This window comes from Sphingomonas sp. GM_Shp_2 (genome assembly GCF_026540875.1).
GTDB classification, from domain to species: domain Bacteria; phylum Pseudomonadota; class Alphaproteobacteria; order Sphingomonadales; family Sphingomonadaceae; genus Sphingomonas; species Sphingomonas carotinifaciens.
In genome coordinates this window covers 71,075-97,742 of the sequence record NZ_JALNUQ010000005.1, presented here as the reverse complement: position 1 = coordinate 97,742, position 26,668 = coordinate 71,075, and the positions used below count along the sequence as shown (strand labels likewise).

Annotated in this window: 27 protein-coding genes; 14 read left to right on the top strand and 13 right to left on the bottom strand. The window is 67.3% G+C overall.

Annotated elements, in window-relative coordinates:
- Position 1: 1 nt before the first annotated feature.
- Entirely contained in the window at positions 2–667 is a 666-nt protein-coding gene (gene pspA / locus OXR08_RS03105; protein WP_149681703.1) for a phage shock protein PspA, read from the bottom strand.
- Between the two features lie 32 nt (positions 668–699).
- On the bottom strand, positions 700–1,014 hold the full coding sequence (locus OXR08_RS03100; RefSeq protein ID WP_267347563.1) for a hypothetical protein: 315 nt from the start codon (positions 1,012–1,014) through the stop codon (positions 700–702).
- Between the two features lie 9 nt (positions 1,015–1,023).
- Between OXR08_RS03100 and pspF the strand changes: the two genes are divergently transcribed.
- Both pspF and OXR08_RS03090 read left to right on the top strand, forming a co-directional pair.
- The gene (gene pspF, locus OXR08_RS03095) at positions 1,024–2,067 is read left to right on the top strand and encodes a phage shock protein operon transcriptional activator (protein WP_112382526.1); all 1,044 of its coding nucleotides are present in this window, start codon (positions 1,024–1,026) and stop codon (positions 2,065–2,067) included.
- A gap of 66 nt (positions 2,068–2,133) precedes the next feature.
- Positions 2,134–2,748: a superoxide dismutase gene (locus OXR08_RS03090; RefSeq protein ID WP_149681700.1), complete on the top strand. Its 615-nt coding sequence runs from the start codon at positions 2,134–2,136 to the stop codon at positions 2,746–2,748.
- A 74-nt stretch (positions 2,749–2,822) separates the two neighbouring features.
- Here the strand turns inward: OXR08_RS03090 and OXR08_RS03085 are convergent, their stop codons facing one another.
- The 3 genes from OXR08_RS03085 to mtaB are packed head-to-tail and all read right to left on the bottom strand — an operon-like array spanning position 2,823 to position 5,577.
- Entirely contained in the window at positions 2,823–3,443 is a 621-nt protein-coding gene (locus OXR08_RS03085) for a septation protein A (protein ID WP_240313479.1), read from the bottom strand.
- Complete coding sequence (ftsY, locus tag OXR08_RS03080; RefSeq protein WP_112382524.1) at positions 3,440–4,375, bottom strand: signal recognition particle-docking protein FtsY; 936 nt, start codon at positions 4,373–4,375, stop codon at positions 3,440–3,442. The genes OXR08_RS03085 and ftsY overlap by 4 nt, the downstream gene beginning before the upstream one ends.
- The gene (gene mtaB, locus OXR08_RS03075) at positions 4,372–5,577 is read right to left on the bottom strand and encodes a tRNA (N(6)-L-threonylcarbamoyladenosine(37)-C(2))-methylthiotransferase MtaB (protein WP_267347555.1); all 1,206 of its coding nucleotides are present in this window, start codon (positions 5,575–5,577) and stop codon (positions 4,372–4,374) included. The genes ftsY and mtaB overlap by 4 nt, the downstream gene beginning before the upstream one ends.
- Before the next feature lie 52 nt (positions 5,578–5,629).
- On the opposite strand from mtaB, the gene OXR08_RS03070 reads away from it, so the two are divergent.
- Complete coding sequence (locus OXR08_RS03070) at positions 5,630–6,151, top strand: DUF924 family protein (protein WP_346731886.1); 522 nt, start codon at positions 5,630–5,632, stop codon at positions 6,149–6,151.
- Here the strand turns inward: OXR08_RS03070 and OXR08_RS03065 are convergent.
- Positions 6,126–7,664 (bottom strand): bifunctional diguanylate cyclase/phosphodiesterase, encoded by a 1,539-nt coding sequence (locus OXR08_RS03065; RefSeq protein ID WP_267347551.1) that lies wholly within the window; start codon positions 7,662–7,664, stop codon positions 6,126–6,128. The two genes, OXR08_RS03070 and OXR08_RS03065, sit on opposite strands and share 26 nt — an antisense overlap.
- Before the next feature lie 207 nt (positions 7,665–7,871).
- Here OXR08_RS03065 and ffh point away from each other — a divergent pair, with 207 nt between their 5' ends.
- Genes ffh through rimM form a run of 4 tightly spaced genes read left to right on the top strand, consistent with a single transcriptional unit; the run spans position 7,872 to position 10,458 of the window.
- Positions 7,872–9,374, top strand: a complete 1,503-nt coding sequence (ffh, locus tag OXR08_RS03060; protein ID WP_267347549.1) for a signal recognition particle protein — start codon at positions 7,872–7,874, stop codon at positions 9,372–9,374.
- Between the two features lie 56 nt (positions 9,375–9,430).
- Positions 9,431–9,796 carry a 30S ribosomal protein S16 gene (gene rpsP / locus OXR08_RS03055; RefSeq protein ID WP_112382519.1) on the top strand — a complete coding sequence of 122 codons (366 nt, stop codon included), beginning with the start codon at positions 9,431–9,433 and terminating at the stop codon, positions 9,794–9,796.
- Positions 9,797–9,854: 58 nt separating this feature from the next.
- Positions 9,855–9,992, top strand: coding sequence for a hypothetical protein (locus OXR08_RS03050; protein ID WP_235903914.1), 138 nt, complete (start codon positions 9,855–9,857; stop codon positions 9,990–9,992).
- Between the two features lie 10 nt (positions 9,993–10,002).
- Positions 10,003–10,458, top strand: a complete 456-nt coding sequence (rimM, locus tag OXR08_RS03045) for a ribosome maturation factor RimM (RefSeq protein ID WP_267347545.1) — start codon at positions 10,003–10,005, stop codon at positions 10,456–10,458.
- Here rimM and OXR08_RS03040 read toward each other — a convergent pair.
- On the bottom strand, positions 10,448–11,356 hold the full coding sequence (locus OXR08_RS03040; RefSeq protein WP_267347543.1) for an NAD(P)/FAD-dependent oxidoreductase: 909 nt from the start codon (positions 11,354–11,356) through the stop codon (positions 10,448–10,450). The two genes, rimM and OXR08_RS03040, sit on opposite strands and share 11 nt — an antisense overlap.
- A 149-nt stretch (positions 11,357–11,505) precedes the next feature.
- On the opposite strand from OXR08_RS03040, the gene trmD reads away from it, so the two are divergent.
- Together trmD and rplS are read left to right on the top strand one after the other, a co-directional pair.
- On the top strand, positions 11,506–12,186 hold the full coding sequence (gene trmD, locus OXR08_RS03035; RefSeq protein ID WP_267347620.1) for a tRNA (guanosine(37)-N1)-methyltransferase TrmD: 681 nt from the start codon (positions 11,506–11,508) through the stop codon (positions 12,184–12,186).
- A gap of 12 nt (positions 12,187–12,198) precedes the next feature.
- Positions 12,199–12,591 carry a 50S ribosomal protein L19 gene (gene rplS, locus OXR08_RS03030; protein ID WP_112382516.1) on the top strand — a complete coding sequence of 131 codons (393 nt, stop codon included), beginning with the start codon at positions 12,199–12,201 and terminating at the stop codon, positions 12,589–12,591.
- A 209-nt stretch (positions 12,592–12,800) separates the two neighbouring features.
- Here rplS and OXR08_RS03025 read toward each other — a convergent pair whose 3' ends face one another.
- The 4 genes from OXR08_RS03025 to OXR08_RS03010 form a co-directional block, all read right to left on the bottom strand.
- Positions 12,801–13,442 (bottom strand): peptidylprolyl isomerase, encoded by a 642-nt coding sequence (locus OXR08_RS03025; RefSeq protein WP_112382515.1) that lies wholly within the window; start codon positions 13,440–13,442, stop codon positions 12,801–12,803.
- Between the two features lie 171 nt (positions 13,443–13,613).
- On the bottom strand, positions 13,614–15,647 hold the full coding sequence (rpoD, locus tag OXR08_RS03020) for an RNA polymerase sigma factor RpoD (RefSeq protein ID WP_112382514.1): 2,034 nt from the start codon (positions 15,645–15,647) through the stop codon (positions 13,614–13,616).
- Positions 15,647–17,518: a DNA primase gene (gene dnaG, locus OXR08_RS03015; RefSeq protein WP_267347540.1), complete on the bottom strand. Its 1,872-nt coding sequence runs from the start codon at positions 17,516–17,518 to the stop codon at positions 15,647–15,649. Before dnaG ends, rpoD begins: the two co-directional genes overlap by 1 nt.
- Before the next feature lie 85 nt (positions 17,519–17,603).
- On the bottom strand, positions 17,604–18,056 hold the full coding sequence (locus tag OXR08_RS03010; RefSeq protein ID WP_149681692.1) for a GatB/YqeY domain-containing protein: 453 nt from the start codon (positions 18,054–18,056) through the stop codon (positions 17,604–17,606).
- Positions 18,057–18,193: 137 nt separating this feature from the next.
- On the opposite strand from OXR08_RS03010, the gene carA reads away from it, so the two are divergent.
- The 4 genes from carA to OXR08_RS02990 all read left to right on the top strand — a co-directional run bounded on the left by carA (position 18,194) and on the right by OXR08_RS02990 (position 23,992).
- On the top strand, positions 18,194–19,387 hold the full coding sequence (carA, locus tag OXR08_RS03005) for a glutamine-hydrolyzing carbamoyl-phosphate synthase small subunit (protein ID WP_267347537.1): 1,194 nt from the start codon (positions 18,194–18,196) through the stop codon (positions 19,385–19,387).
- 80 nt (positions 19,388–19,467) lie between these two features.
- On the top strand, positions 19,468–22,800 hold the full coding sequence (gene carB / locus OXR08_RS03000; protein ID WP_267347535.1) for a carbamoyl-phosphate synthase large subunit: 3,333 nt from the start codon (positions 19,468–19,470) through the stop codon (positions 22,798–22,800).
- A 77-nt stretch (positions 22,801–22,877) separates the two neighbouring features.
- Positions 22,878–23,354 (top strand): transcription elongation factor GreA, encoded by a 477-nt coding sequence (gene greA, locus OXR08_RS02995; protein WP_112382511.1) that lies wholly within the window; start codon positions 22,878–22,880, stop codon positions 23,352–23,354.
- Between the two features lie 5 nt (positions 23,355–23,359).
- A complete protein-coding gene (locus OXR08_RS02990; RefSeq protein WP_240313477.1) occupies positions 23,360–23,992 on the top strand; it encodes a rhomboid family intramembrane serine protease in 633 nt (210 codons plus the stop codon).
- 122 nt (positions 23,993–24,114) lie between these two features.
- Here OXR08_RS02990 and OXR08_RS02985 read toward each other — a convergent pair whose 3' ends face one another.
- The gene (locus OXR08_RS02985) at positions 24,115–24,336 is read right to left on the bottom strand and encodes a DUF4170 domain-containing protein (protein WP_112382510.1); all 222 of its coding nucleotides are present in this window, start codon (positions 24,334–24,336) and stop codon (positions 24,115–24,117) included.
- A 112-nt stretch (positions 24,337–24,448) separates the two neighbouring features.
- On the bottom strand, positions 24,449–25,309 hold the full coding sequence (locus tag OXR08_RS02980) for a cell wall hydrolase (protein WP_267347528.1): 861 nt from the start codon (positions 25,307–25,309) through the stop codon (positions 24,449–24,451).
- Between the two features lie 215 nt (positions 25,310–25,524).
- Between OXR08_RS02980 and OXR08_RS02975 the strand changes: the two genes are divergently transcribed.
- Positions 25,525–26,628: an NADH:flavin oxidoreductase/NADH oxidase gene (locus OXR08_RS02975; RefSeq protein WP_267347526.1), complete on the top strand. Its 1,104-nt coding sequence runs from the start codon at positions 25,525–25,527 to the stop codon at positions 26,626–26,628.
- The last annotated feature ends 40 nt before the right edge of the window (positions 26,629–26,668 follow it).

The window sequence follows — 26,668 nt, the reverse complement described above, 5'->3', positions numbered from 1 at the left end:
CTCAGCCCTCCTTCTTCATGCGCGCCTTCAGGGCGGCGAGATCGGCATCGACCTTGTCGGAGGTGCGCAGCTCGGCAATCTCCTCCTCCAGCGTCTTGGCGACACCCAGGCCCAGCGCGTCGGCGCGGCCCTCGGCCTCGTCCACCCGGCGTTCCAGCACGTCGAAGCGGCTGAAGGCGTCGTGCGTCTTGGGGCCGTTCCACATCTCGCGCAGGCGGACGCGGGTGTTGGCGCTTTCCAGTCGGGTCTGCACCGCATTCTGCTTGGTGCGGGCCTCGCGCAGCTTGTTCTGCAGCTTGGTGATGTCCTCTTCCGACGCGCGCAGCGCATCGTCGAGCACCTGCACCTCGACCGACAACTGGTCGGCCATGTCGGCCGCCTTCTGCCGCTCGACCAGGGCGGCCTTGGCCAGGTCCTCGCGGTCCTTGGACAAGGCCAGTTCCGCCTTTTCGGTCCAGCTTGCCTGAAGCTGCTCCAGCTTGCTGATGTGGCGGCGCATCTCCTTCTGGTCCGCGATCGTGCGGGCCGCGGAGGCGCGCACCTCGACCAGCGTTTCCTCCATTTCGAGGATGATCATGCGGATCATCTTCGCGGGGTCCTCCGCCTTGTCGAGCAGGTCGGCGAAGTTGGCGGCAACGATATCGCGGGTGCGGGAGAAAATGCCCATCGGGTACTCCTTGGGGAAACAGGTTGCGGCGATTATGCGACCGGACCGGTCGCCGCCGCAACGGGGGTTTCGGTGTGGGACGTCGTCGCCGGGGCCAGCGCGCCGAACAGGCAGGTGGCGCTCATCAGGATGGTGCAGGCGACGGTGGCGAACTTGCGGCTGATCTCAGTGGTGAACATGGTGGAAATCCCTTTTTTCTGAACCTTGGTGATCCGCCGATCGGCGGGATACCAACAGCATTGCAGGACCCGTGCCAGTTTCAGAAATGGCGGATTTCCGTGCGATTTGCCGATCGTTGCACGCCTAACCCATATTCCCGCTTGCCAAGCCTTGGTGAAATCCGCCACCAATTGGCCATGGAACGGACGAGCCAGGTGATCGGTCAGTCGGGGGCGTTCCTCGACGCATTGGAACGCGCCAGCCGGGCGGCGGCGCTGGACCGGCCCGTGCTCGTCATCGGCGAGCGGGGAACGGGCAAGGAACTGGTGGCCGAACGGCTCCACCGCCTGTCGCCGCGCTGGGACCAGCCGCTGGTCGTCATGAACTGCGCGGCACTTCCCGAAACGCTGATCGAAGCGGAGCTGTTCGGGCATGAGGCGGGTGCGTTCACCGGCGCCGCTAAGACGCGCGCCGGGCGGTTCGAGGAGGCCGATGGCGGCACGCTGTTCCTGGACGAGCTCGGCACGCTGTCGATGGCGGCGCAGGACCGATTGCTGCGCGCGGTCGAATATGGCGAGGTAACCCGGATCGGTGCGTCGCGGCCGATGCGCGTCGATGTCCGCATCGTCGCCGCCACCAACGAGCACCTGCCCGACAAGGTGGAGGCGCACGAGTTTCGCGCCGACCTGCTCGACCGGCTGTCGTTCGAGGTGGTGACGCTGCCGCCGCTCAGGGCGCGTCAGGCCGATATCATGGTGCTGGCCGATCATTTCGGGCGGCGGATGGCGGCGGAGATCGGCTGGGATCGCTGGCCAGGCTTCGGGCCGGCGGCGGTCGATGCGTTGATGCAGCATCGCTGGCCGGGGAATGTGCGCGAGTTGAGGAACGTGGTGGAGCGCGCGGTGTACCGGTGGGAGCGGGAGGGGCCGGTGGATGCGATCGAGATCGATCCGTTCCAGTCGCCGTTCCGGCCCAAGGGACAGTCGCCCGCGGCATCCGCCTCCGCCGCGCCGTCGACGCCGGCAAGGGAGGAGCCGTCATCGGGAGACGAGGTTGCGGCCTGCGAAGTGGGGCCGTCCGACTTCAAGAGCCGGGTGGCGCGGTTCGAGCGGGAGTTGCTGGCCAAGTCGCTGGCGGACAACCGGTTCAACCAGCGGACGACGGCGGATGCGCTCGGCCTGTCCTATGACCAGCTTCGTCATGCGCTTCGTCGTCATGACCTGATCGGTACGGTTGCGTAATCAGGCCGGGGGAGCCATTTGGGGCGCCTCGCGTTTGCCATGGCAAATCCCCAAGGAGACAAAGAAATGGCGTTCGAACTGCCCCCGCTGCCGTATGACTATGACGCGCTGGAGCCGGTGATCTCCAAGGAGACGATGACCTTCCACCACGACAAGCATCACAAGGCCTATACCGACAAGCTGAACGAAGGCGTCGAAAAGGACGCGTCGCTGCAGGGCAAGTCGATCGAGGACATTCTCGGCCAGATCTCGTCGCAGCCGCCGCTGGTGCGCAACAATGGCGGTGGATACTGGAACCACGACTTCTTCTGGAAGATCCTTTCCAAGCCGGGCACCGGTGGCCAGCCGTCGGAAAAGCTGCAGGCGGCGATCGACGCCTATGGCGGCCTCGACAAGCTGAAGGAAGACTTCAACACCAAGGGCGCCGGGCAGTTCGGCTCGGGCTGGGCGTGGGTGATCGTCGACGGCTCGGGCGCGCTCAAGGTGACCTCGACCCCGAACCAGGACAATCCGCTGATGGACGACGTGGCCGACAAGGGCACGCCGATCCTGGGCAACGACGTGTGGGAACACGCCTATTACCTCACCTACAAGAACGACCGCGCCGCCTATCTGAAGGCGTGGTGGGACGTGGTGAACTGGAACGAGGTGTCGAAGCGCTTCGAGGCGGCGGGCGCCTGACGTCGACATCCCTCCCGCTCCGGCGGGAGGGGTGGGAAGGGGGCGTACAGGATCACCTGTGCGCCCCCTTTTCCTTATTCGGGCGGAATGTCGCCGACCGGCTTCTCGCCTGCGCTCAGGCCGTTGCGCATCAGCATCGGGATGTTGGCGAGCGCGAAGCCCAGCGTCAGCGGGATCGCGCCCCACAGCTTGAAGCCCACCCAGAAGTCCCAGGTGCTGGAGCGCCACACCACCTCGTTCAAAACCGCCATGAAGGCGAAGAAGATCGCCCAGTTGCGCGTCACCTTGCGCCAGCCGGTCTGGGTCAGCCCGGCATAGACCGAACCAAGCAAGGCTTCGAGCAGCGGGCGGCCGGTGATCAGGCCATAGGTCAGGATCGCCGAAAAGGCGGTGTAGACGATGGTCGGCTTCATCTTGATGAAGCGCTCGTCGCGGAAATAGAGGGTCAGCGCGCCGAACAGCAGCACCAGCGCGCCCGACAGCCACAGCATGGTCGACACCCGGCCCAGCTTGATCCGGCTGACGATCATTGCGACCACGGTGGCCGCCATGAACACGCCGGTGGCGATCAGCACGCGGGTCAGCGGCCCGGCGGGGGCGAGGAAGTTGACCGCGAAGAACAGCAGCAGCGGCCCATATTCCAGCCCCAGCTTCAGCCCGGCCCGATCAGGCGCGGCGTCGCGCGGCGCGGTCACTTGCGGCCTCCTTCGATGCCGGCAATGATCCGGCTGACTTCGCTGGCGTCGAACGGGCGCAGGTCGGTCATCCCTTCACCGACGCCGATCGCATGGATGGGCAGGCCGTAACGCTCGGCCGCCGCCACCAGCACGCCGCCGCGCGCGGTGCCGTCCAGCTTCGTCATGACCAGCCCGGTCACGCCCGCCACGTCCTTGAACACCTCGATCTGATTGAGCGCATTCTGGCCCGTCGTCGCGTCGAGCACGAGGACGATGTCGTGCGGCGCCTCCGGGTTCAGGCGGCCGAGCACGCGGCGGATCTTGGCGAGTTCGTCCATCAGCTCGCGCTTGTTCTGCAGGCGCCCGGCGGTATCGACGATCAGCACGTCGATGCCCGTCGCGGTGGCCTGCTTGACCGCCTCATAGACGATGCCGGCCGCGTCGCCGCCTTCCTTGCCCGAGACGATCGGCACGCCCACGCGCGCCGCCCAGGTAGCCAGCTGGCCGATCGCGGCGGCGCGGAACGTGTCGCCCGCGGCCAGCATCACGCCGTAATCCTGCTCCATGAACAGATGCGCCAGCTTGGCGATGGTGGTGGTCTTGCCCGATCCGTTGACGCCGATGACGAGGATCACCTGCGGGCGCGGAAACGCGTCGATCTCCAGCGGGGTGGCGACCTTCGCCAGCGCCTTCTCCACCTCCTCGGCGACGACGAGGCGGATACCCAGATCCTCCATGTTGCGCTCGAACGTTCCCTCGGCCAGCCGCTGGCGGATGTGGCCGGCGGTCTCCGGCCCCAGGTCGGAAGCGATCAGCGCCTCCTCGATATCGTCCAGCGTCGGCTCGTCCAGGCGCGCGCCGCCGAGCCCGGCGAGATTGCCGACCAGCCGGTCGGAGGTACGGCGAAAGCCGCCCAGCAGCTTTTCGTGCCAGGAGGGGGATGTGCTCATAGACGCGTTCCGATGAGATGGGTGTCGGTGGCGCCGGTCACGCGGACCGGGGCGATGGTGCCGGGCGGGGCCGGGGAATCGAGGTGCACGGTGGCGAAGCCGGGCGTGTGGCCGGTGGTGCCGGGGCGTTCGACCAGCACCTCCTGCCGGCTGCCGACCTGTGCCGCCAGCCATGCCGCGCGCGCGCGGCCCGCGGCGTCGCGCAAGGCGGCGGCACGCGCGCGGCGCAGATCGTGCGGCACCTGCGGCATGCGCGCGGCGGGCGTGCCGGTGCGCGCGGAATAGGGAAAGATATGGGCATGGACGATGCGACAATCCTCGACCAGTGCCAGCGTATCCGCCGCCATCGCGTCATCCTCGGTCGGGAAGCCGGCGATCAGGTCGGCGCCGATCGCGATTTCCGGCCGGCGGGCGAGCAGTCGCTGGACGATCTCCACCGACTGGGCCCGGCTGTGGCGGCGCTTCATCCGCTTCAGGATCAGGTCGTTGCCGGCCTGCAGCGACAGGTGCAGGTGCGGCATCACCCGCGCCTCGCCCGTCACCAGATCGAACAACCGATCGTCGATCTCCACCGAATCGAGCGACGACAGCCGCAGGCGGCGCAGGGCGGGCACGAAGGTCAGGATACGTTCGACCAGCGACCCCAGGGTCGGCCGGCCGGGCAGGTCATGGCCATAGCTGGTCAGGTCGACGCCGGTCAGCACGACCTCGTTATGGCCGGCATCCACCGCACGCGCGATCTGGTCCACCACGCCGCCCGCCGGCAGCGAGCGGCTGGGGCCGCGCCCGGCGGGGATGATGCAGAAGGTGCAGGCATGGTCGCAGCCATTCTGCACCTCGACAAAGGCGCGGGCGTGTTGGCCGAAGGCCACCGGCCGGGTCGCGGAGGGCAGGGCGCCCCAGCTTTCCGGGCGCAGCTTGTCCGGGTTGCGCACCACGCGCGATACCTCGGGCATGGCGGTGAAGCTGTGCGGGTCGATCTCGGCCGCGCAGCCCGTCACCACGATGCGCGCGCCCGGCCGCGCGCGGGCGGCGCGGCGGATCGCGGCACGCGTCTGCTTGACGGCTTCATTCGTGACGGCACAACTATTTACCACGACGGTGTCCTCCGTCGCGCCGAGCAGCGCACGGATCGTTTCGCTCTCGGCGATGTTGAGTCGGCAACCCAGGCTGACGACCTCGGGCGCAGGAGAAGCGGACATGGATGGCGATCTAGGAGCGCGCGGCGCAATAGTCCATGAAGACGCGCAAAGCGTGTTGGCATTCTGGTTCGCGCTGACGCCGGAACAGCATTTCGGCAAGGATGCGGAGCTGGACGCGGCGTTGACCGAGCGGTTCGGCGCGCTGCGCGATGCCGTGCTGGCGGACAGCGCGGCGGAGTGGCGGGGCGACCCGGAAACCTTGCTGGCGGCGATCATCCTGCTCGATCAGGTGTCGCGCAACATGCACCGGGGCGATGCGCGCGCCTATGACGGCGACACGCTGGCGCTGGCGCTGACCATGGAGGCGATCGACAAGGGCTGGGACATGCGCCTGCCACCGGAGAGGCGCGTGTTTCTCTACATGCCGTTGATGCATGCCGAATCGCTGGCCGTGCAGCATCTGAGCGTCCGCAAGTTCGAGGCGCTGGGCGTGGAGGAAAATCTGCGCTTCGCGGTCGAGCATCGCGACGTGATCGCCCGGTTCGGCCGCTACCCCAGCCGCAATGCGGCGCTGGGCCGCGGATCGACGCCTGAGGAACAGGCCTATCTCAGCCAGCCAGGCGCGGGCTGGTAAGCCCCGGCCCCGGCGTCACCACCGCGCGGGACAGCAGATGCCGTTCGGCCAGCAGCCGGCGGATATCGGGCAGCGCCATCGGCTCGCCATACAGCGTACCCTGCGCCTGGACGCAGCCCAGCATGCGCAGGCGCTCGGCCAGATCGGCATCGGTGACCCCCTCGGCCGTGGTCGGCAGGTTCAGGCTGTCCCCCAGTTGCACGATCGCCTGCACGATGGCGGCGCGCTCCGCATCCGCGCCCATCGCCTGCACATAGGTGCGGTCGATCTTGATCCGGTCGAAGGGCAGGGCGCGCAGATGCGCCAGGCTGGAATAGCCGGTGCCGAAATCGTCCAGCGCCAGGCCAATGCCCTGGTTCTTCAGGCTGGCGACGATCGACTGAGCCAGCGGCAGGTCGGCAAGCAGCGCGCGCTCGGTAATCTCCACCTCGACCCGGTGGGCGGGAAAGCCGGTTTCGGTCAGGATCTTGATGATCTTCTGCGCCAGCCAGGCATCCTGGAACTGCGTGGCGGACAGGTTGATCGCCAGCTTGAGCGAAGGGTCCCAGTCGCGCGCGGCGGCAAAGGCCTGACGCATCACGGCGAGCGACAGGTCGCAGATCAGCCCCGTCTCCTCCGCGATGCCGAGGAACTCGCGGGCCGGCAGGATGCCGCGCTCGGGATGGTGCCAGCGCGCCAGCACTTCGAAACCGACGAGACGCCCATTGCCCAGATCGACCTGCGGATCGAAATGCGGCACGATCTCGCCGCGCTCGATCCCGGCACGCAGTGCGGCGACAAAGGCGGCGCGGTCACCCAGCGCCCGCTCGATCTCGGGCGTGAACCAGGGCTGGCCACGCGTTCCCTGTGCCGATGCGGTCAGTGCCATGTCCGCCTGGCGGAGCAGCGTGTCGAGCGACTCCTGGCCGGTGTCGCGCGCCAGCCCGAAGGTGACGCTGGCCTGTACCTCCATGCCGTCGCGGCGGATCGGCTGCACCAGCCGTACCGCCAGGCGATCGACGATGCGCTCGACACGCGCCGCGTCGCCGGGGGCGAACGCCATCACCGCGGCGAAGCGATCCCCCTCCAGCCGCGCGACGAGCGCGGACCGCGGCAGTTCGTCGTCCAGCAGCGCTGCAACATGGCGCAGCGCCAGATCATGCGCCTCGCGCCCCTGCGGCCCGGAAATGGCCCGCACCCGGTCGATATCCAGGCGAAGCAGCGTCGGCACCTTGCGGCGGCGGCGCGCGGCATCGATCAGGGCGGCGGCACCGGTGCGGAACGCGTCGCGATCCGGGGTCGGGCTCGTCCGGTGGAACGAGGGGAGGCGCGGCACGCTTGCCGGCATCGATCGATAGACGAGGCCCAGGCCAATGGCAGCGGCGATCAGCACCATCAGCGCCAGGCCACCATAGCCGCTCACCGCGCAAAATACCGCAATCGCCAGCAGCGCCGTGCCCGTCGCCAGCCCGGCGGCGAAGATCCGCGCTGGGCCATGCGCCGTATCGGCCACGATGATCGGTTCGTCTCCCACGCCGGTTTTCCTTGCACGTCAGCGATGTAGAAGAGGTTAACCGGCTGGTGTCCCCCGCCTCGCTTGCGCCGACCCGTGTTTTGGCGTAGATGGCCGGCCACGTTCCGTCACGGAATGCGAATTTGCGCGCCCAAGGGTGCACGCTGGCCGGCGAGGTTTCGCCCGCCGGCGCTTTTGCGTTTGGTGATATTTGGATTGGAGTAGGCGATGTTCGAGAGCTTGAGCGACCGGCTTGGCGGCGTTTTCGACCGTCTGCGTGGCCGTGGCGCGCTGACGGAGGCGGATGTCCGCACCGCGATGCGCGAAGTGCGCGTGGCCTTGCTGGAAGCCGATGTCGCGCTGCCCGTCGCGCGCGAATTCGTCGACAAGGTCACCGAACAGGCGATCGGCCAGAACGTGCTGCGCTCGGTCACGCCGGGCCAGCAGGTCGTCAAGATCGTCCATGACGCGCTGGTCGCGATGCTGGGCGCGGACGAATCCTCGCTGGCGCTGGACGTCACGCCGCCCGCCATCGTGATGATGGTCGGCCTGCAGGGCTCGGGCAAGACGACCACCACCGCCAAGATCGCCAAGCGCCTGTCGGGTCGCGAGCGCAAAAAGGTGCTGATGGCGTCGCTCGACGTCAATCGCCCGGCCGCGCAGGAGCAGCTGGCGACGCTGGGCACCCAGGTCGAGGTGGCGACGCTGCCGATCATCCAGGGCCAGCAGCCCGTCGACATCGCGCGGCGCGCGATCCAGGCGGCCAAGCTGCAGGGCTTCGACGTGCTGATGCTCGACACCGCGGGCCGCCTGCACGTCGATCAGGCGCTGATGGACGAGATGAAGTCGGTCGCCGAGATCGCCCGTCCGCAGGAAATCCTGCTGGTGGTCGACTCGCTGACCGGTCAGGACGCGGTGAACGTCGCGACCAGCTTCTCCGAACAGGTGCCGCTGACCGGCATCGTGCTGACCCGGATGGACGGCGATGCGCGCGGCGGCGCGGCGCTGTCGATGCGCTCGGTCACCGGCAAGCCGATCAAGTTCGCGGGCACCGGCGAAAAGCTGGACGCGCTGGAGGGCTTCCATCCCGAGCGTGTCGCCGGTCGCATCCTGGGCATGGGCGACGTGGTCAGCCTGGTCGAGCGGGCGGCCGAATCGATCCAGGCCGAAGATGCCGAGCGCATGGCCAAGAAGATGGCCAAGGGTCAGTTCGACATGGACGACCTGCGCGGCCAGCTGGCCCAGATGCGCCGCATGGGCGGGCTGGGGGCGCTGGCCGGCATGATGCCGGGCATGAAGAAGGCGCAGAGCGCGCTGAACGATGCCGGTGGCGACAAGATCCTGGTGCGCATGGACGCGATCATCACCTCGATGACGGTGAAGGAGCGCGCCAAGCCCGAGGTGATCAACGCCAAGCGCAAGATCCGCATCGCCAAGGGGTCGGGCACCACGGTGCAGGAGGTGAACAAGCTCCTGAAGATGCACCAGGAAATGTCCACCGCCATGAAGAAGATCAAGAAGATGGGCGGCCTGAAGGGCATGATGTCGATGCTCGGCAAGGGCGGCCTTGGCGGGCTCGGCAATGCGCTGGGCGGCCCGCAGATGGGCGACATGATGACCAAGGCGGGCGGTGGCCTGCCGGGTCTGGGTGGCCCGGGCGGCATGGGCAGCGGCCCGGATGGCATGCCCAAGCTCCCCGCCGGTTTCGAGAACCTCTTGAAGAAGAAGTAACCCCGGCCTCGGCCGGATCACCATCATCATCCAGTTAGAAACGAAGGACGAACATCATGGCACTTTCCATTCGCCTGTCGCGCGGCGGCTCCAAGAAGCGCCCTTATTACCGCATCGTCGTGGCCGATGCGCGTAGCCCCCGCGACGGCAAGTTCATCGAGAAGATCGGCAACTACAACCCGCTGCTCGCCAAGGACGACGAGAAGCGTATCGTGCTCGACGCCGAGCGTGCGAAGCACTGGCTGGCCAATGGCGCGCAGCCGACCGACCGCGTCGCCCGCTTCCTGGACGTGGCCGGCGTGAAGGAGCGCGCCGCGCGCAGCAACCCGAAGAAGGGTGAGCCGGGCGAGAAGGCCAAGGAGCGCGCCGAGGAGCGTGCCGAGAAGGCCAAGGCTGCTGAAGAAGCCACCGCCGAAGCATAAGCATCGGTTTGCCATGGTCATGCGTTTGCCTCTTCCCTTCGTGTGAGAGGAAAAGCGCATGACCATGATCGACCCTGATCCCCGGACCGACCGCGATGACGACGAAGATGCCACCAACCAAGGCGTCTCCACGACGGACCCAGCCGAAGGCGGCGACGACGCCCCCGACGGCGACACCGGCTCGCCCCAGGCCTGACGGTGCCGTCGTGCTGGCCGTCGTCATCGGTGCCCATGGCATCGGTGGCGAGGTCCGGCTGAAGGTGTTTGCGGACGACATGTCTGCTTTCACCACCTTCAACGATGGCACGCTGACGCTGAAGTCGTTGCGGCATGGTTCGAACGGCGCGATCGCCCGCTTCGCGCAGGTGAGCGATCGCAATGCCGCAGAGGCCTTGCGCGGTACCGAACTGACGGTGCCGCGTGACGCCCTGCCTCCGCTGGAGGAGGGTGAATATTACCACACCGATCTGCTCGGCCTGCCGGTCGTCGCCGACGATGGCGAGGCGGTGGGTCATGTTGTCGCGATCGAGGATTTCGGCGCGGGCGACGTGATCGAGATCGAATGGCCCGATGGCCGCCGTTTCATGGTGCCGATGAAGGTCGAGGCGGTGCCCGAATGGGACGCGAACCGCCTGATCGTCACGCGCGCCTTTATCGCCTGATCGGGCGCTGCTCGCTCAACAGGTTGCGGATCGTCGTTGCCGCGACCCCGGCCTCGCCCATGGCGTGGCTGATCTGATCCAGCCCCTTGACCACATCGCCCGCCGCGAACAGGCCGGGGATGGTGGTGCGCTGATGATCGTCCACCTCCAGGCAGCCTTCGTCGGTGGCGCGCGCGCCGGCTGCGACGGCCAGATGCGACCGGATGCGGCTGCCGAGCGCGGGGTAGATGCTGTCGAAGCGCATCCGCCCGGCCGCGGTATCCAGCGCCAGCTGCTCCCCCTCGATCGCCCAGCCGCCGCATGGCCCGTCCACCCGAACGACCCCTGCCTCGTCCAGTGCCCGCGCACACGCCTCGTCCAGCATATGCTCCGCCTCCGGCGCGATCAGCGTAACGTCCCGGGTGAACCCTCGCAGGAACAGCGCCTCGCGCATGCCATGATCGCTAGTCCCGATCACCGCGACACGCATGTCCGTCACCTCATACCCGTCGCACACCGGGCAATAGCGCAGCAAGCCACGCTCCAGCGCCGGATCGTGCACCTCGGGCAGCAGGCTCTTCGGACGATGGTTCACCACCCCCGTCGCCAGAAGAACGGTACGCGCCCCATAGGCCCCCTGATCGGTTACCACGCAGAACCCCGCGCCGTCCCGTTCGATGGCCGTTACCCGCGCCGCTTCCCGCCGGGCGCCGTAACGCTCCGCCTGTGCCAGCATAGCGGCCAACAGGTCCTTGCCGCTGATCCCGTCGGGATAGCCGGCATGGTTGTGCGTGCACGGAATCATCGCCGCACGGCTCGACCCGCTGTCGAACAGGCGGATCGATAAATGGAACCGTGCCAGATAGATCGCCGCGGTCAGGCCGGCCGGTCCGGCGCCGATGATGATGCAATCGTCCATGGCGGGCCAAAGCGCCGGAGCGGGATCATCGTTCCTTGTTATACGGCGTCCATGTATGGCACGCATGATCTGCCTGTCGACCTTTCCTGCCTGAAACGAACGCCGTGACCCCGATTTTTCGCGCCACCATCCTGACACTATATCCCGAGATGTTTCCCGGACCACTCGGGCATAGCCTGGCCGGGCGTGCGCTGCGCGAAGAGCGTTGGGCATGCGATGCCGTGCAACTCCGGGATTTTGCGACGGACAGGCATCGGTCGGTGGATGATACGCCGGCGGGGGGCGGGGCGGGGATGGTGCTGAGGGCCGATGTGATGGCCGCGGCGGTGGATGCGGTGGCGGACGCGCGGCCGGTGTTGGCGATGACGCCGCGGGGGCGGCCGTTGAACCAGGAGCGCGTGCGCAGTCTGGCGGCGGGGCCGGGGGTCACGATCCTGTGCGGGCGGTTCGAGGGGTTCGACGAGCGTCTGTTCGAGGCGCGCGACATCGAGCAGGTGTCGATCGGCGACTATGTCCTGTCGGGCGGCGAGATGGGCGCGCTGGTGCTGCTCGACGCTTGCGTTCGGCTGCTTCCAGGGGTAATGGGCGCGGCTTCGAGCGGAGACGAGGAAAGCTTCGAAAGCGGCCTCCTCGAATATCCGCAGTACACCCGGCCCGCCATGTGGGAAGGGCGCACGATCCCCGAAGTGCTGCGATCGGGGGATCATGCGAAGATCGCCGCCTGGCGCCATACCAGGGCGTGCGACGATACACGGTCACGGCGGCCGGACCTTTGGGAGCGTCATGAGGGCGCTCGGGTCGGTCGCCCTCTGGCGCGCGGCGATGATTGAGGACGTTTGTTTATGAACCTGATCCAGCAGCTCGAAGCCGAGCAGATCGCCAAGTTCAACGAGACGAAGAAGATCCCCGAATTCCGCCCCGGCGATACGCTGAAGGTCGGCGTGAAGGTGGTCGAGGGCGAGCGCACCCGCGTCCAGAACTACGAAGGCGTGTGCATCGCGCGTTCGAACAAGGGCATGGGCTCGTCGTTCACCGTGCGCAAGATCAGCTTCGGCGAGGGCGTCGAGCGCGTCTTCCCGCTCTACTCGCCGAACATCGATTCGATCGACGTCGTCCGCAAGGGCGCGGTTCGTCGTGCCAAGCTCTATTATCTGCGTGGCCGCACCGGCAAGTCGGCGCGTATCGCCGAGCGTCGCGACACGCGTCCTGCCAAGGGCACTGCCGCCGCGGAGTAATCCCGGCGCAGGCCTTGGCCTGAACGTCAAGGGGCGTGGAAGTTTCGGCTTCCGCGCCCTTTTTCGTGGGCGCGTTCAGGGCAGACTATGCTGAGACTGGTTTACCCCCGTCCAGGCGGATCGAGCATAGTCGAAGGCGAAGCGCGGGTGGCCCTGCTTCGACTGCGCTCAGTACGGACGGGTGTTGGGGTGAACTCAGCACATTATCATCAACCGCCGATGTTGATGAGCCAGGGCTTGGGCTGGCCGGTCGGTTTCGGCCGCCCGTCGAGCCGTTTGGCGGAGACGAGGCCGACGGGCTTCAGGATCATCTGCCCCTTGAAGGCATCCATGCCGCCGCCGGACGGCTTAGCGAGGATGCGCTTCACCGTCTCCATGCCCGCCACCACATGGCCGAACGCGGCATAGCCCGCATAGCCGGGGCGGGCGTCCATCGCGGGCGCCGGCCCGACGGTGATGAAGAAATTGCCGCCGGCCGAAGCCGGGGTCTGCCCACGCGCCATGGAGATCACGCCATCGGTGTGGCGGATGCCGGTCTTGGCGGTCGTCTCCAGTGGGAAGGGGGGCAGGATGCGGCGGGCATCGGTGCGGATGCCGCCCTGGACGAAGCCCTTTTTCGGATCGGCCTTGCCGCGTGCGGCGCGGTAGAAGGTGGTGCCGTCGAAGCGGCCGTCATCGACATAGGCGAGGAAATTGGCGCTGGTCGCGGGGGCGCGGCGCATGTCGAGGGCGACGACGATGGGCCCCTCGGTGGTGTTGATCTGGACGCGGACGAAGCCGGGCTTCGGGGCGTTGGTGGGCGTGGCGGCGGATGCCAGCAGCAGGGGGAGTGCGAGGAGGATGCGCTTCATGAGGAGCGCCGTAGCGGGGTGGGGGCGGGAGAAAAACCCCTCTCCCCTCCGGGGAAATGGCGGGGCCCGTCGCGCAGCGATGGAAGGGTGAGGGGGTACCCAGCAGCATGGCACGGCTTGGCGGCCCCTCACCCCGGCCCTCTCCCCGGAGGGGAGAGGGAGTAGTGCAGCTTACTGGTCCAGGAACGACCGCATCTTGCGGCTGCGGCTGGGGTGCTTCAGCTTCCTGAGCGCCTTGGCCTCGATCTGGCGGATGCGCTCGCGGGTCACCGAGAATTGCTGGCCGACCTCTTCCAGCGTGTGATCGGTGTTCATGCCGATGCCGAAGCGCATGCGCAGCACGCGCTCTTCACGCGGGGTGAGCGAGGCCAGGACGCGGGTGACCGTTTCCTTCAGGTTCGCCTGGATCGCGGCGTCCACCGGGATCACCGCGTTCTTGTCCTCGATGAAGTCGCCCAGGTGGCTGTCTTCCTCGTCGCCGATCGGCGTTTCGAGGCTGATCGGCTCCTTGGCGATCTTCATCACCTTGCGCACCTTCTCCAAGGGCATGGAGAGGCGCTCCGCCATTTCCTCGGGCGTGGGCTCGCGACCCTGCTCATGGAGGAACTGGCGGCTGGTGCGGACCAGCTTGTTGATCGTCTCGATCATGTGGACCGGGATGCGGATGGTCCGCGCCTGGTCCGCGATCGAGCGGGTGATCGCCTGCCGGATCCACCACGTCGCATAGGTGGAGAACTTGTAGCCGCGGCGATATTCGAACTTATCCACCGCCTTCATCAGGCCGATATTGCCCTCCTGGATCAGGTCCAGGAACTGAAGGCCACGGTTCGTGTACTTCTTGGCAATGGAGATGACGAGGCGCAGGTTCGCCTCGACCATTTCCTTCTTGGCGATACGCGCCTCGCGTTCCGCCTTCTGCACCATGTTGACGATGCGGCGGAACTCGGTGAGAGCCATGCCGGTCTGCTGCGCGATCTCGCCCATTTCCGAGCGGATGCGGTCCACCGTCGCGGCCTCGTTGGCAGCGAAATTGCCCCACTTCTTGTCCAGCCCGCGCACCGCATCCAGCCAACTCTCGTCGAGCTCATGGCCGAGATAGCGATCCAGGAAGTCCTTGCGGTTGACCTTGTGACGCTCGGCCAGGCGCAGCATCTGCCCGGCCAGCGCGGTCAGGCGGCGGTTATAGGCATAAAGCTGGTCAACCAGATATTCGATCTTCTGGTTGTGGAACTGCACGCTCTCGACCTCGGCGGTCAGCTCCTCGCGCAGCTTGTGATACTTCTTCTCGTCGGCCGCGGACAGGTCGTCGCCGCCTGCCATGGCGTCGAGGCGGCTCTGCTGGACCTTGGAAAATTTTTTGTAGAGCGCGGTGATGTTGGCGAACTTCTCCAGCGCCTGCGGCTTGAGCGTTTCCTCCATCTGCGCGAGGCTGAGGGTGTTGTCCTCCTCCTCGTCGTCCGAGGGGCGCGGCGCGCGCCGTTCGGTCATGTCGTCGTCATCGTCGGAGGAGACCTCTTCGGGCTCTTCCTCTTCCTTGAACTGCGGGCCGGCGTTCTTGGCGCTGATCTCGCCCGAGTCGTCGTCCTCGTCGTCGGACAGGTCGCCGGGGCCGGCATCCTTGGACAGCATCGCGTCGAGATCGAGGATCTCGCGAAGCTGCATCGTGCCTTCGTTGAGCGCGGTCGACCAGTCGATGATCGCGTTGAAGGTGATCGGCGATTCGCACAGGCCCAGGATCATCGTGTCCCGGCCCGCCTCGATCCGCTTGGCGATCGCGATCTCGCCCTCGCGCGACAGCAGCTCGACGGCTCCCATCTCGCGCAGGTACATGCGGACCGGATCGTCGGTACGATCGACGGTTTCCTTCTTCTTGGTTTCGAGCGCGGGCGCGGCACCATCGGACTCGCCGTCGACGGCCTCCGCCTCGTCGGCGGAATCCTCCTCGGCCTCGCCGTCTTCGCCGGCTTCCTCGTTCTCGACGATGTTGACGCCCATCTCGTTCAAGGCGGACATGATGTCCTCAAGCTGGTCGGAGGACATCTGGTCCTGCGGCAGCGCCTCGTTCAACTGGTCATAGGTGATGTAACCGCGCTTCTTCGCGCGCGCGATCAGCTTCTTGACCGACGCATCGTTCAGGTCGATCAGCGGCGCATCGCCCGTTTCCGTGGTGTCGGTCGTGTCCGCCGCCATATTCGCCTTCGCCATCAATTGCCCTCGGATCCCATCGCACGGGCGTCTTCGTTCGACTGCACCAGATTTGCAAGCCGATCCTCCAACGCCTGTTTTTCCCTCACCAATGCCACCTGCCGTTCGAATGCGTCCGCGGTGAATTCGGACTGCATCGCCTGCGTCGCCTCCGCCAGCATCGTGTCGACCTCGGGCCGTGCGATCAGGATCGCAATGGCTTCGTCCAGGTCGGCACGGGCACGGTCGTGGTCGGCGGATCGCTGCGTAAACGAATATGGCATCGTATCGGCCCTCAGCAGTTCGCTTGCGACTGTCTCGAAACCGGACCGCGCCAATATGGTGACGAGCCGCCCGCTATCAAGCGGGTCCTGTCCGCGCTGATCCTCCAGCGCGACATCGACCACCGCTTCGAACAATCGGCCCAGCGCACCGTCGACCAGCCGCAGCGATCCCAGCACCTCCATGTGCCGGGCGATCTCCGCCGGATGGCGGATCAACCCGGCCAGCACCGCCTTGGCCAGTACCCGGTCGATCCCCGCTGCCCGAAACGCCTTGGCATCCTCGGTCACGGGCAGGGGCGGGGGCTTCCACGGGCCGGTGCGCTTCTGGAACGGCACGAACGGTTTCTTGGCCGGGCGGAAATGCTCGTCGGCACGGCGGCGGAATTCGGAGAGATATTCGAACTTCACACCCTGGTCGGCGATCATGCCGGCCAGTTCGGACAGGCGCTGCTTCAACCCGGCGCGCTGTTCGGGCGTGTCGAGCGGTTCGGCGGCCATCTCGCTCTGCCACAGCCGGTCGACCAGCGGCTGGGCGCTCGCCAGCAGTTCCTCCATCGCGCCCGCACCCCTGGCACGGACCAGATCGTCGGGGTCCTGCCCCTGCGGCAGAGTGACGAAGGACAGGCTGCGCCCCGGCTGGAGTAGGGGCAGCGCGCGGTGCGCGGCGCGGATCGCGGCCTTCTGACCCGCGGCGTCGCCATCGAAGCACAGCACCGGCACCTCGACCATGCGCCACAGCTTTTCCAGCTGGTGTTCGGTCAGCGCGGTGCCGAGCGGGGCCACCGCCTCATGGATGCCGACCTGCGCCAGCGCGATCACGTCCATATACCCCTCGACCACCAGCACGCGGCCGGACTTGCGCACCGCAGGCGCGGCGCGATCGAGATTGTAGAGCGTGCGCCCCTTGTCGAAGAGCGGCGTGTCGGGGGAATTGAGATATTTCGGCTCGCCATCGCCGATGATCCGGCCGCCGAACGCGATCACCCGGCCGCGCTGGTCCCGGATCGGGATCATCAGCCGGCCGCGGAAACGGTCGTAAGGCTCCTTGTTCTCGACGCTGATCAGCAGGCCGCATTCGATCAGCGCGGGCGCGCCATAATCCTTGAGCGCGGCCTTCAGCTGCCCACGGCTGTCCGGCGCGAAGCCCAGGCCGAAGGCACGCGCGGTGTCGGGGCGGATGCCGCGCTTGTCCAGCACGCCGCGCGCTTCCGATCCGGACAGGCCGCCCAGTTGCTCGGTGAACCAGGTCGCAGCGTCGCCCATCGCATCGTGCAGCCCGCGCGCGCGCTCGGCCTTTTCGGCGGCGCGGCGATCCTGCGCCGGCATCTCCAGCCCGGCCGCCTGCGCCAGTTCCTTGACCGCATCGATAAAGGGCAGGCCGCGCTGGTCGGTCATCCAGCGAATGGCATCGCCATGCGCGGAGCAGCCGAAGCAGTGATAGAAGCCCTTCTCGTCGTTGACGTAGAAGCTGGGCGTCTTTTCATTGTGGAACGGGCAGCAGCCCTTATGCTCCCGCCCCGCCTTGTGAAGCTTGACGCTCTTGCCCACGAGCGCGGACAGGGTCGTCCGGGCGCGGAGCTCGTCGAGGAATTGCGGGGTCAGGCTCATGGCAGCCCGCTGATTATATCATGCCCCTTTTGGTGGGAGGGGGCAAGCGGCGATGCCCCCTCGATCGGCGCGATTTTGCGCGGCCTTACGCCAGTGCCGCCTTTACCAGCCCGCTGGCCTTCGCCATGTCGAGGACGGCGGCGTGGCGCGCCTTCAGCTCGGCCATGACGCGGCCCATGTCCTTCATGCCGGTCGCGCCGATCTCCGCCTTGATCGCCTCGATCGCGGCGCGGGTCTCGTCCTCGCTCAGCGTTTGCGGCAGGAAGCGTTCGATCACCGCGACCTCGGCGCGCTCGGCGTCGGCGAGTTCCTGGCGGTTGCCGCTTTCGTACATGGCGATCGATTCGCGGCGCTGCTTGACCATCTTCTGCAGCACCTCGATCACCAGCGTATCGTCGTCGGCGGGGGCGCCGCCGGTGCGGACTTCGATGTCGCGGTTCTTGATCGCGGCCTGGATCAGGCTGATCGCCGCGCGGCTTTCCTTGTCGCCGGCCTTCATGGCGGCCACCTGCGCGGCCTTGATGTCGTCGCGAATCATCGTCTCGTCTTTCGCCAAAACGCGGACGATAGCCGGGCGGGCCCGCCCCGTGAACCGGTTGACGTGGGGGCCGATGGGGTCTAGCGGGCGGCACTTAGCGACATCGCCGACCAACCAACATGGAGTGCCCGCCGATCATGGCCGACGCCAAGCCCTTTGCCATGCCCGACAAGCCCGAGGGCGCGACCGGGGTCCTCGTTCTGGCATCCGGTGAGGTGTTGTGGGGCCGCGGCTTCGGCGCCGAAGGAGAGGCGGTGGGCGAAGTCTGCTTCCACACCGCGATGACCGGCTATCAGGAGATCATGACTGATCCGTCCTTTGCCGGGCAGATCATCACCTTCACCTTTCCGCATATCGGCAATGTCGGCGCCAACCCCGACGATATCGAGGCGGATGCGCCGCACGCGCTCGGCATGATCGTGCGCGAGGATCCGACTGCGCCGTCCAACTTCCGCGCGATGGAGAACCTGTCCGGCTGGATGGCGCGGCATACGCGCATCGGCCTGGCCGGCATCGACACGCGCGCGCTGACCCGGCGCATTCGCGGCGGCGGCGCCCCCACCGGCGTGATCGCCCATTCGGCCGCGGGCGTGTTCGACCTCGACGCGCTGCTGGCGATGGCGCAGGGCTGGCCGGGGCTGGAGGGCATGGACCTTGCCAAGGGCGTGTCGACCGAGCTGCATTATGGCTGGGGCGAGACGCGCGAGGGTGGCGTGTGGCGGCTGGGCTTCGGCTATGGCGGGATCCAAGACGCGGATCGCCCGCACGTGGTCGCGATCGACTATGGCTCGAAGCACAACATCTTCCGCAATCTGGTTCAGGCCGGCGCCAAGGTGTCGGTGGTGCCGGCGACCGCCAGCTATGACGAGATCATGGCGCTTGAGCCGGACGGCATCTTCCTGTCGAATGGCCCGGGCGATCCGGCGGCGACCGGCGACTATACCGTGCCCGTGATCCGGCGGTTGCTGGAAACGAGCAAGCCGCTGTTCGGCATCTGTCTGGGCCACCAGTTGCTGGGGCTCGCGGTGGGCGCGAAGACCACCAAGATGTTCCAGGGCCACCGCGGCGCCAATCATCCGGTCAAGCGCCTGTCCGACGGCGCGGTCGAGATCACCAGCATGAACCACGGTTTTGCGGTCGAGCGCGAGACGCTGCCCGCCAATGCCCGCGAGACGCATGTGTCGCTGTTCGACGGGTCGAACGCGGGACTGGAGCTGACCGACCGGCCGGCGTTCTCAGTGCAGTATCACCCCGAGGCGAGTCCGGGGCCGCAGGACAGCTTCTATCTGTTCGAGCGGTTCGTGGGGTCGTTGCGGAGCGATCGGGGCTGATCCGGTTGCGCAGCTTTCCGGCCTGAACGGTCGACCATCATCGGAATAATCGGCGGCCCACCGCCGTTGAAGGGGCACTCATGCCAAAACGCACCGACATCTCCTCCATCCTCGTCATCGGCGCGGGGCCGATCGTCATCGGTCAGGCGTGCGAGTTCGATTATTCGGGCACGCAGGCGATCAAGGCGCTGAAGGAAGAGGGCTATCGTATCGTCCTGGTCAATTCGAACCCGGCGACGATCATGACCGATCCGGATCTGGCCGACGCGACCTATGTCGAGCCGATCACGCCCGCCATCGTCGCCAAGATCATCGAGAAGGAGCGGCCCGACGCCGTTCTGCCGACGATGGGCGGCCAGACCGCGCTGAATACCGCGCTGGCACTTTTCCATGACGGCACGCTGGAAAAGTTCGGCGTGACGATGATCGGCGCCGATGCCGAGGCGATCGACAAGGCCGAGGACCGGCTGAAGTTCAAGGACGCGATGACCAAGATCGGGCTGGAAAGCGCCCGCTCCGCCATCGCGCACAGCGAGGCCGAGGCGCTGGAAGCGCTGGAAAAGGTCGGCCTGCCCGCAATCATCCGCCCCAGCTTCACGCTGGGCGGCACCGGCGGCGGCGTCGCCTATAACCGGGAGGAATTCCTGGCGATCGCGCGGGCGGGGCTGGATGCTTCGCCGACGACCGAGGTGTTGATCGAGGAGTCGCTGCTCGGGTGGAAGGAATATGAGATGGAGGTGGTCCGCGACCGGGCGGACAACTGCATCATCATCTGTTCGATCGAGAATATCGATCCGATGGGCGTCCATACCGGCGATTCCATCACGGTCGCGCCCGCGCTGACGCTGACCGACAAGGAATATCAGATCATGCGCAACGCCAGCATCGCGGTGCTGCGCGAGATCGGCGTGGAGACGGGCGGATCGAACGTCCAGTTCGCGGTCAATCCCAAGGACGGCCGTCTGGTCGTCATCGAGATGAATCCGCGGGTTTCGCGGTCTTCGGCGCTGGCGTCCAAGGCGACGGGATTTCCGATCGCCAAGGTGGCGGCCAAGCTGGCGGTCGGCTATACGCTGGACGAGATCGAGAACGATATCACGGGGGCGACCCCCGCGTCGTTCGAGCCGACGATCGACTATGTGGTCACCAAGATCCCGCGCTTCGCCTTTGAAAAGTTCAAGGGCGCCGAACCGATCCTGTCCACCGCGATGAAGTCGGTGGGCGAGGTGATGGCGATCGGCCGCAACATCCACGAATCGATGCAAAAGGCCCTGCGCGGGCTGGAGACCGGCCTGTCCGGCTTCAACCATGTCGAGCATCTGGTCGGCGCGCCGCGCGCCGAGATCGAGGCGGCGCTGGCCCGCGCGACGCCCGACCGGTTGCTGGTCGCGGCGCAGGCGCTGCGCGAAGGCTTCACCGTCGCCGAGGTGCACGCGATCGCCAAATATGATCCGTGGTTCCTGGAGCGGATCGCCGAGATCGTCGCGGCGGAGGCCGAGGTGATGGAGCATGGCCTGCCGATCGACGCACCCGGCATGCGCCGCCTGAAGGCGATGGGCTTTTCGGACAAGCGGCTGGCGTGGCTGGCGCTGCAATCGGCCAATCTACGCGGCATGACGCGCGGCATCGCGCGCGGATCGGGGCTGATCCACGAGGTCGTCAAGGCAATGACCGGCGGCGTTACCGAAGAGGAAGTGCGCGAGCATCGCCAGAAGCTGGGCGTGCGCCCCGTGTTCAAGCGGATCGACACCTGCGCCGCCGAGTTCGATGCCAAGACGCCGTACATGTATTCCACCTATGAGGCGCCGACCTTTGGCGAGCCCGAGGACGAGGCGCAGCCCTCCGACCGACGCAAGGTGGTGATCCTGGGCGGCGGCCCGAACCGGATCGGGCAGGGGATCGAGTTCGACTATTGCTGCTGCCACGCCTGCTTCGCGCTGGCGGATGCGGGCTATGAGACGATCATGGTCAACTGCAATCCGGAAACGGTGTCGACCGACTATGACACGTCCGACCGGCTGTATTTCGAGCCGCTGACCACCGAGGACGTGCTGGCGATCCTGGACGTCGAGAAGAGCCGCGGCGAGCTGGTTGGCGTGATCGTGCAGTTCGGCGGGCAGACGCCGCTCAACCTGGCGCGCGGGCTGGAAGCGGCCGGCATCCCGATCCTGGGCACCAGCCCGGCCGCGATCGATCTGGCCGAGGACCGCGAGCAGTTTGCCGCGCTGGTCGACCGGCTGCGCCTGTTGCAACCGGCCAACGGCATCGCCCGCAGCCGCGAGGAGGCGCTGATCGTCGCCGACCGCGTCGGCTATCCGGTGCTGATGCGCCCCAGCTTCGTACTGGGCGGCCGGGCGATGGAGATCGTCGACGGCCCGGCACAGCTTGAGGATTATATCCAGACGGCGGTGCAGGTGTCCGGCGAGGCGCCGGTGTTGATCGACCAGTATCTGCGCGACGCGATCGAGGTCGATGTCGATGCGCTGTGCGACGGCGACGATGTCGTCGTGGCGGGCGTGTTGCAGCATATCGAGGAGGCGGGCGTCCATTCGGGCGACAGCGCCTGCTCGCTGCCACCCTACAGCCTGTCGGCCGAGATCATCGCCGAGATCGAGCGGCAGACCGAGGCACTGGCCCGCGGCCTGAACGTGCGCGGCCTGATGAACATCCAGTTCGCGGTCAAGGACGACAAGGTCTACCTGATCGAGGTGAACCCGCGCGCCAGCCGCACCGTGCCCTTCGTCGCCAAGGCGATCGGTACGCCCATCGCCAAGATCGCCGCGCGCGTGATGGCGGGCGAGAAGCTGGCCGACCTGCCGAAGATCGACCGGCATATCGACTATTATGCGGTAAAGGAGGCGGTCTTCCCCTTTGCCCGCTTCCCCGGCGTCGATCCGGTGCTGTCGCCGGAAATGAAGTCGACGGGCGAGGTGATGGGGATCGATCCCGATTTCACCACCGCCTTCGCCAAGTCGCAGCTCGGTGCGGGTACAGTGCTGCCCAAGGGTGGCGCGGTGTTCGTCAGCGTCAAGGACACGGACAAGCCGCACATCGTCGGCGCGGTCCGCGATCTGGTCGAGGCGGGCTTCGCGATCGTCGCGACCGGTGGCACCGCGGACTATCTGGAACGTGCCGGCCTGCCGGTCGAGCGGGTGAACAAGGTGGCGCAAGGAAGGCCGCATATCGTCGACCGGATCAAGGACGGCGGCATCGACCTGATCTTCAACACCACCGAGGGCTGGCAATCGCTGAAGGATTCCAAGCCGATCCGCGAGGCGGCACTGGGCCAGCGCATCCCGTACTTCACCACCGCACCGGCCAGCGTGCAGGCCGCGCGCGCGATTCGCGCGGGCGATTCGGGTGGCCTTGAAGTGCGCCCCCTGCAATCCTACTATCCTCCTTCGCACAACTGATCCCGACATGAGACGATGATGTGCGAGCGGACCCCGCGGGGGTCCGCTCGGGGATATAGGAATTGGGGACTAGTATTATGGCGACCGTCGAAAAGATGCCGATGCTCCAGGAGGGCTATGAAAAGCTCACCGCGGACCTGAAGCGTCTGAAAGCCGAACGCCCCCTGATCGTCGATGCGATCGAGGAAGCACGTGCGCACGGCGATCTGTCGGAAAATGCCGAATATCACGCCGCCAAGGAACAGCAGGGCCAGAACGAAGCCACGATCAGCGATATCGAGGACAAGCTGGCTCGGGCGCAGATCATCGACCCCAAGGAGCTTTCGGGCGACAAGGTCGTGTTCGGCGCGACCGTGACGCTGCTGGACGAGGACGACAAGCCGGTGACGTACCAGATCGTTGGCCAGACCGAGGCGGACGCCAAGACCGGGCGGATCAGCTACAACTCGCCGCTGGGTCGCGCGCTGATCGGCCGCAAGGTGGATGACGAGGTGGAAGTGTCGGTGCCCGCGGGCGAGCGCTACTACCTCGTATCCAAGATCGACTTCATCTGAACGCGGTGGACTGGAGCCAGGCACGCGCCACCGCGACGATCACCATCGTCACGCTGGTCGCGTCGCTGCTCATCCTGGCGATGAACCTGCTGCCGGAGGCGGCGGTGGGCGGTGGCTTCATTCCGCTGCGCTTCGACGCCGCCGTGCCGCCCGATGCGGGCTTTCCGGTGCCGGCGATCCTGACGCCGCTGACGGCCACCCTGATCCATGGCGGGTTCGCGCATGTCGCGCTGAACCTGCTGATGCTGGTCTATTGCGGTGGGCAGGCGGAGCGGGCGGTGGGTGCGCGCGGGATCGTCCTGCTGTACGTTGCCGGCGCGTTTGCCGCGGCACTCGGCCAATATCTGATGGACCCGGTGTCGCATGTGCCGATGATCGGGGCGAGCGGCGCGATCTCCGCGGTCGTCGGCGCCTATGCGCTGCTCTATGGCCAGCGCCGCGCGCAGGCGGTGGCGGGCGTGTCGGCGGATATGGTGCATGTGCTGTGGCTGGCCGCGGCGTGGATCGGCATCCAGTTGCTCGTCGGGCTGGCCGGGTTCGGCGGCACGACGATCGCGATCGGCGCGCATATCGGGGGCTTCATCGCCGGACTGGCGCTCGCCCGGCCGCTGTTGCTGTGGCGCTATCGCGGGGCCTGACGGATCATGCGTGAAATCTGACGCATATATCCGTTCGGCCTGAGCGAAGTCGAAGGGCCAAGCGCTGGTGGCCGTGCTTCGACTTCGCTCAACACGAACGGTTCACGTTCAAGCGCGAAGCCTTACGCCAGCGGAAGCTGCGGCTCCAGCAGGCGGTGGAGGTGGACGACCACGAAACGCATCTCGGCATCGTCGACGGTGCGCTGGGCCGCGGCACGCCATGCCTTTTCGGCGCTGGCATAATCGGGGAAGATGCCGACCACTTCCAGCTTGGAGGGATCGACGAAATCGAGCGTCTGGGGGTCGCTGACGCGGCCGCCGAAGACGAGATGCAGCTTGCTCACATGTATCTCCTGATGATTGCGGCTTCCCTAGCGGCAAGGGGCGGCGGATTGAAGGGCCTAGAGTCTGTCGCAAATGCGCCGATGACCGTGGTTGCCGGCGAGGCGTCCGGCCTCAGGTCGGACTTTCCTCCTCACCGATCACGGCCCCGGCATCCTGCATCGCGGCCGGCGCCGGGACGCCGCGATGGATGCGCACGCCGCCGCTCTGCTGGACGGGAGCCTTGCCCTGGGCGACCAGCGTCTGGCCACCACGATGGATGGTGACGCCGCCGGTGCGCTCGACCTCCTCGGCCAGCACGGTGGCGATCTGCGGCTCCGCCGCTGGCGTCAGGAGGGGCGGCGTGCTGCCCGGCTCCACGCCGGCATAGCTTTGCCGAAAGGCCAGCGCGCGCTCCATGCCGCCGCGCCAGCGATAGAAGATATGCGCGCCCACCGTGCCGATCCGCGACAGGCTGGGGGCCCACCAGGGCAGGATCGCGCTGGTGTGATAAAAGGTGGCCGAGCCGACCGGGTCATAGACCAGACCCGCCAGCGCCCCGCGTGCGACGGCCTCGGCTCTGGCCCAGGCACCCGGCTCGCGCCGCCGGTCCATCGATCCGTCGCACACGAAGCTGAACTGGCATCCGCGCGAAGAGCGCTGATAGACGACGCCGCAGACGCTGCGCGGGAAGGCCCGGTCGCGTACCCGGTTCAACACCACCTGCGCCACCGCGCGCTGGCCGTCGACGGGTTCGGAGCGTGCCTCGTAATAGACCGCGGCGGTCAGGCAGTCGGCGGCGCGCGCCGCATCGTCCGCGCTCGCCGCCTGCGCCACGAAGGGCGGGGCGGGGGCGAGCGCCGCTGCGGGCAGCGCGGCGGCTTCGGGTGCGACGGCATCGGCGGGTACGTCCAGCGCCAGTTCGCGCAGCAGCGGCTGCGCGGCGAGCGGTGCGGGCGCCGCCGCCGCGTCGCGCGCCGCCCGTGGCTGCGGCACGCACGAGGTGGCGGCCGCGAGCAGGACCCCGGCGCGCGCAAGGGACGGAAGATGGCGGTGCCTCACCCGCCCGCCTTATTCTCCAGCCGGTTAGAACGAGGTTAAGGCGCGGCCGGCCGTGTCGGGCCTATCGCAACGTCCGCCGGCCCTGAACGGTTGTGGCGCGGAAGCGACCGGCCGAACCATCCGGCGCAGTGCAATCATCGGAGACCCGCATGGCCAATCCCGCCCTGTTCCAGCCCCTGTCGCTTGGCGGCATGGCGCTGCCCAACCGCATCGTCATCGCCCCGATGTGCCAATATTCGGCGCAGGACGGCTGCATGACCGATTGGCACCTGATCCATCTCGGCCAGCTTGCCCTGTCGGGTGCCGGCCTGCTGACGATCGAGGCGACCGCGGTCGTCCCCGAAGGTCGCATTACCTGGGCCGATGTCGGCCTGTGGGACGATGCGACCGAGGCGGCGATGGCCCGCGTGATCGAGAGTGTCCGCCGCTGGTCCGACATGCCGATCGCGATCCAGCTGGCGCATGCCGGGCGCAAGGCCTCGACCGAGCGGCCCTGGGACGGCGGCGCGCAACTGGCCCCGGATCACGCGCATGGCTGGCAGACGGTCGCCCCCTCGGCGGTGCCGTTCGAAGCCCATGAAGTGTCGCCGGTCGCGCTGGATCGCGACGGACTGGCGCGGGTGCGAGACGCCTTTGCGGAGGCGGCGAAGCGGTCGGCGCGGCTGGGGCTGGATGCGGTGCAGTTGCACGGCGCGCATGGCTATCTGCTCCACCAGTTCCTGTCGCCGCTGTCGAACCGGCGCGACGACGATTATGGCGGCTCGCTGGAGAACCGCATGCGCTTCCCGCTGGAGGTGTTCGATGCGGTGCGCGCGGCCTTCCCGGCGGACAAGCCGGTGACGATGCGTGTGTCCGGCACCGACTGGGTGGAAGGCGGCTGGGATGTCGAACAGACCATCGCCTTTGCACAGGCGCTGGAAGCGCGCGGCTGTGCCGCGATCCATGTATCGAGCGGGGGCCTGCACCCCGACCAGAAGATCCCGGTCGGCCCCAATTACCAGGTGCCGCTGGCCCGCGCGGTGAAGCAGGCGACGACCATGCCCGTCGTCGCGGTCGGCCTGATCACCGGCTACGAACAGGCCGAGGCGATCGTGGCGACCGGCGACGCGGACATGATCGCGCTGGCCCGCACCATCCTCTACGATCCGCGCTGGCCGTGGCATGCCGCGGCCGAGCTGGGCGCGCAGGTCAAGGCCGCGCCGCAATATCTCCGCTCGCAGCCGCGCCGGTTCAAGGACCTGTTCGGCGAATAAGGAAGGCGGCGGCGCCCCGTCATGGGCGCCGCCGGTTCGG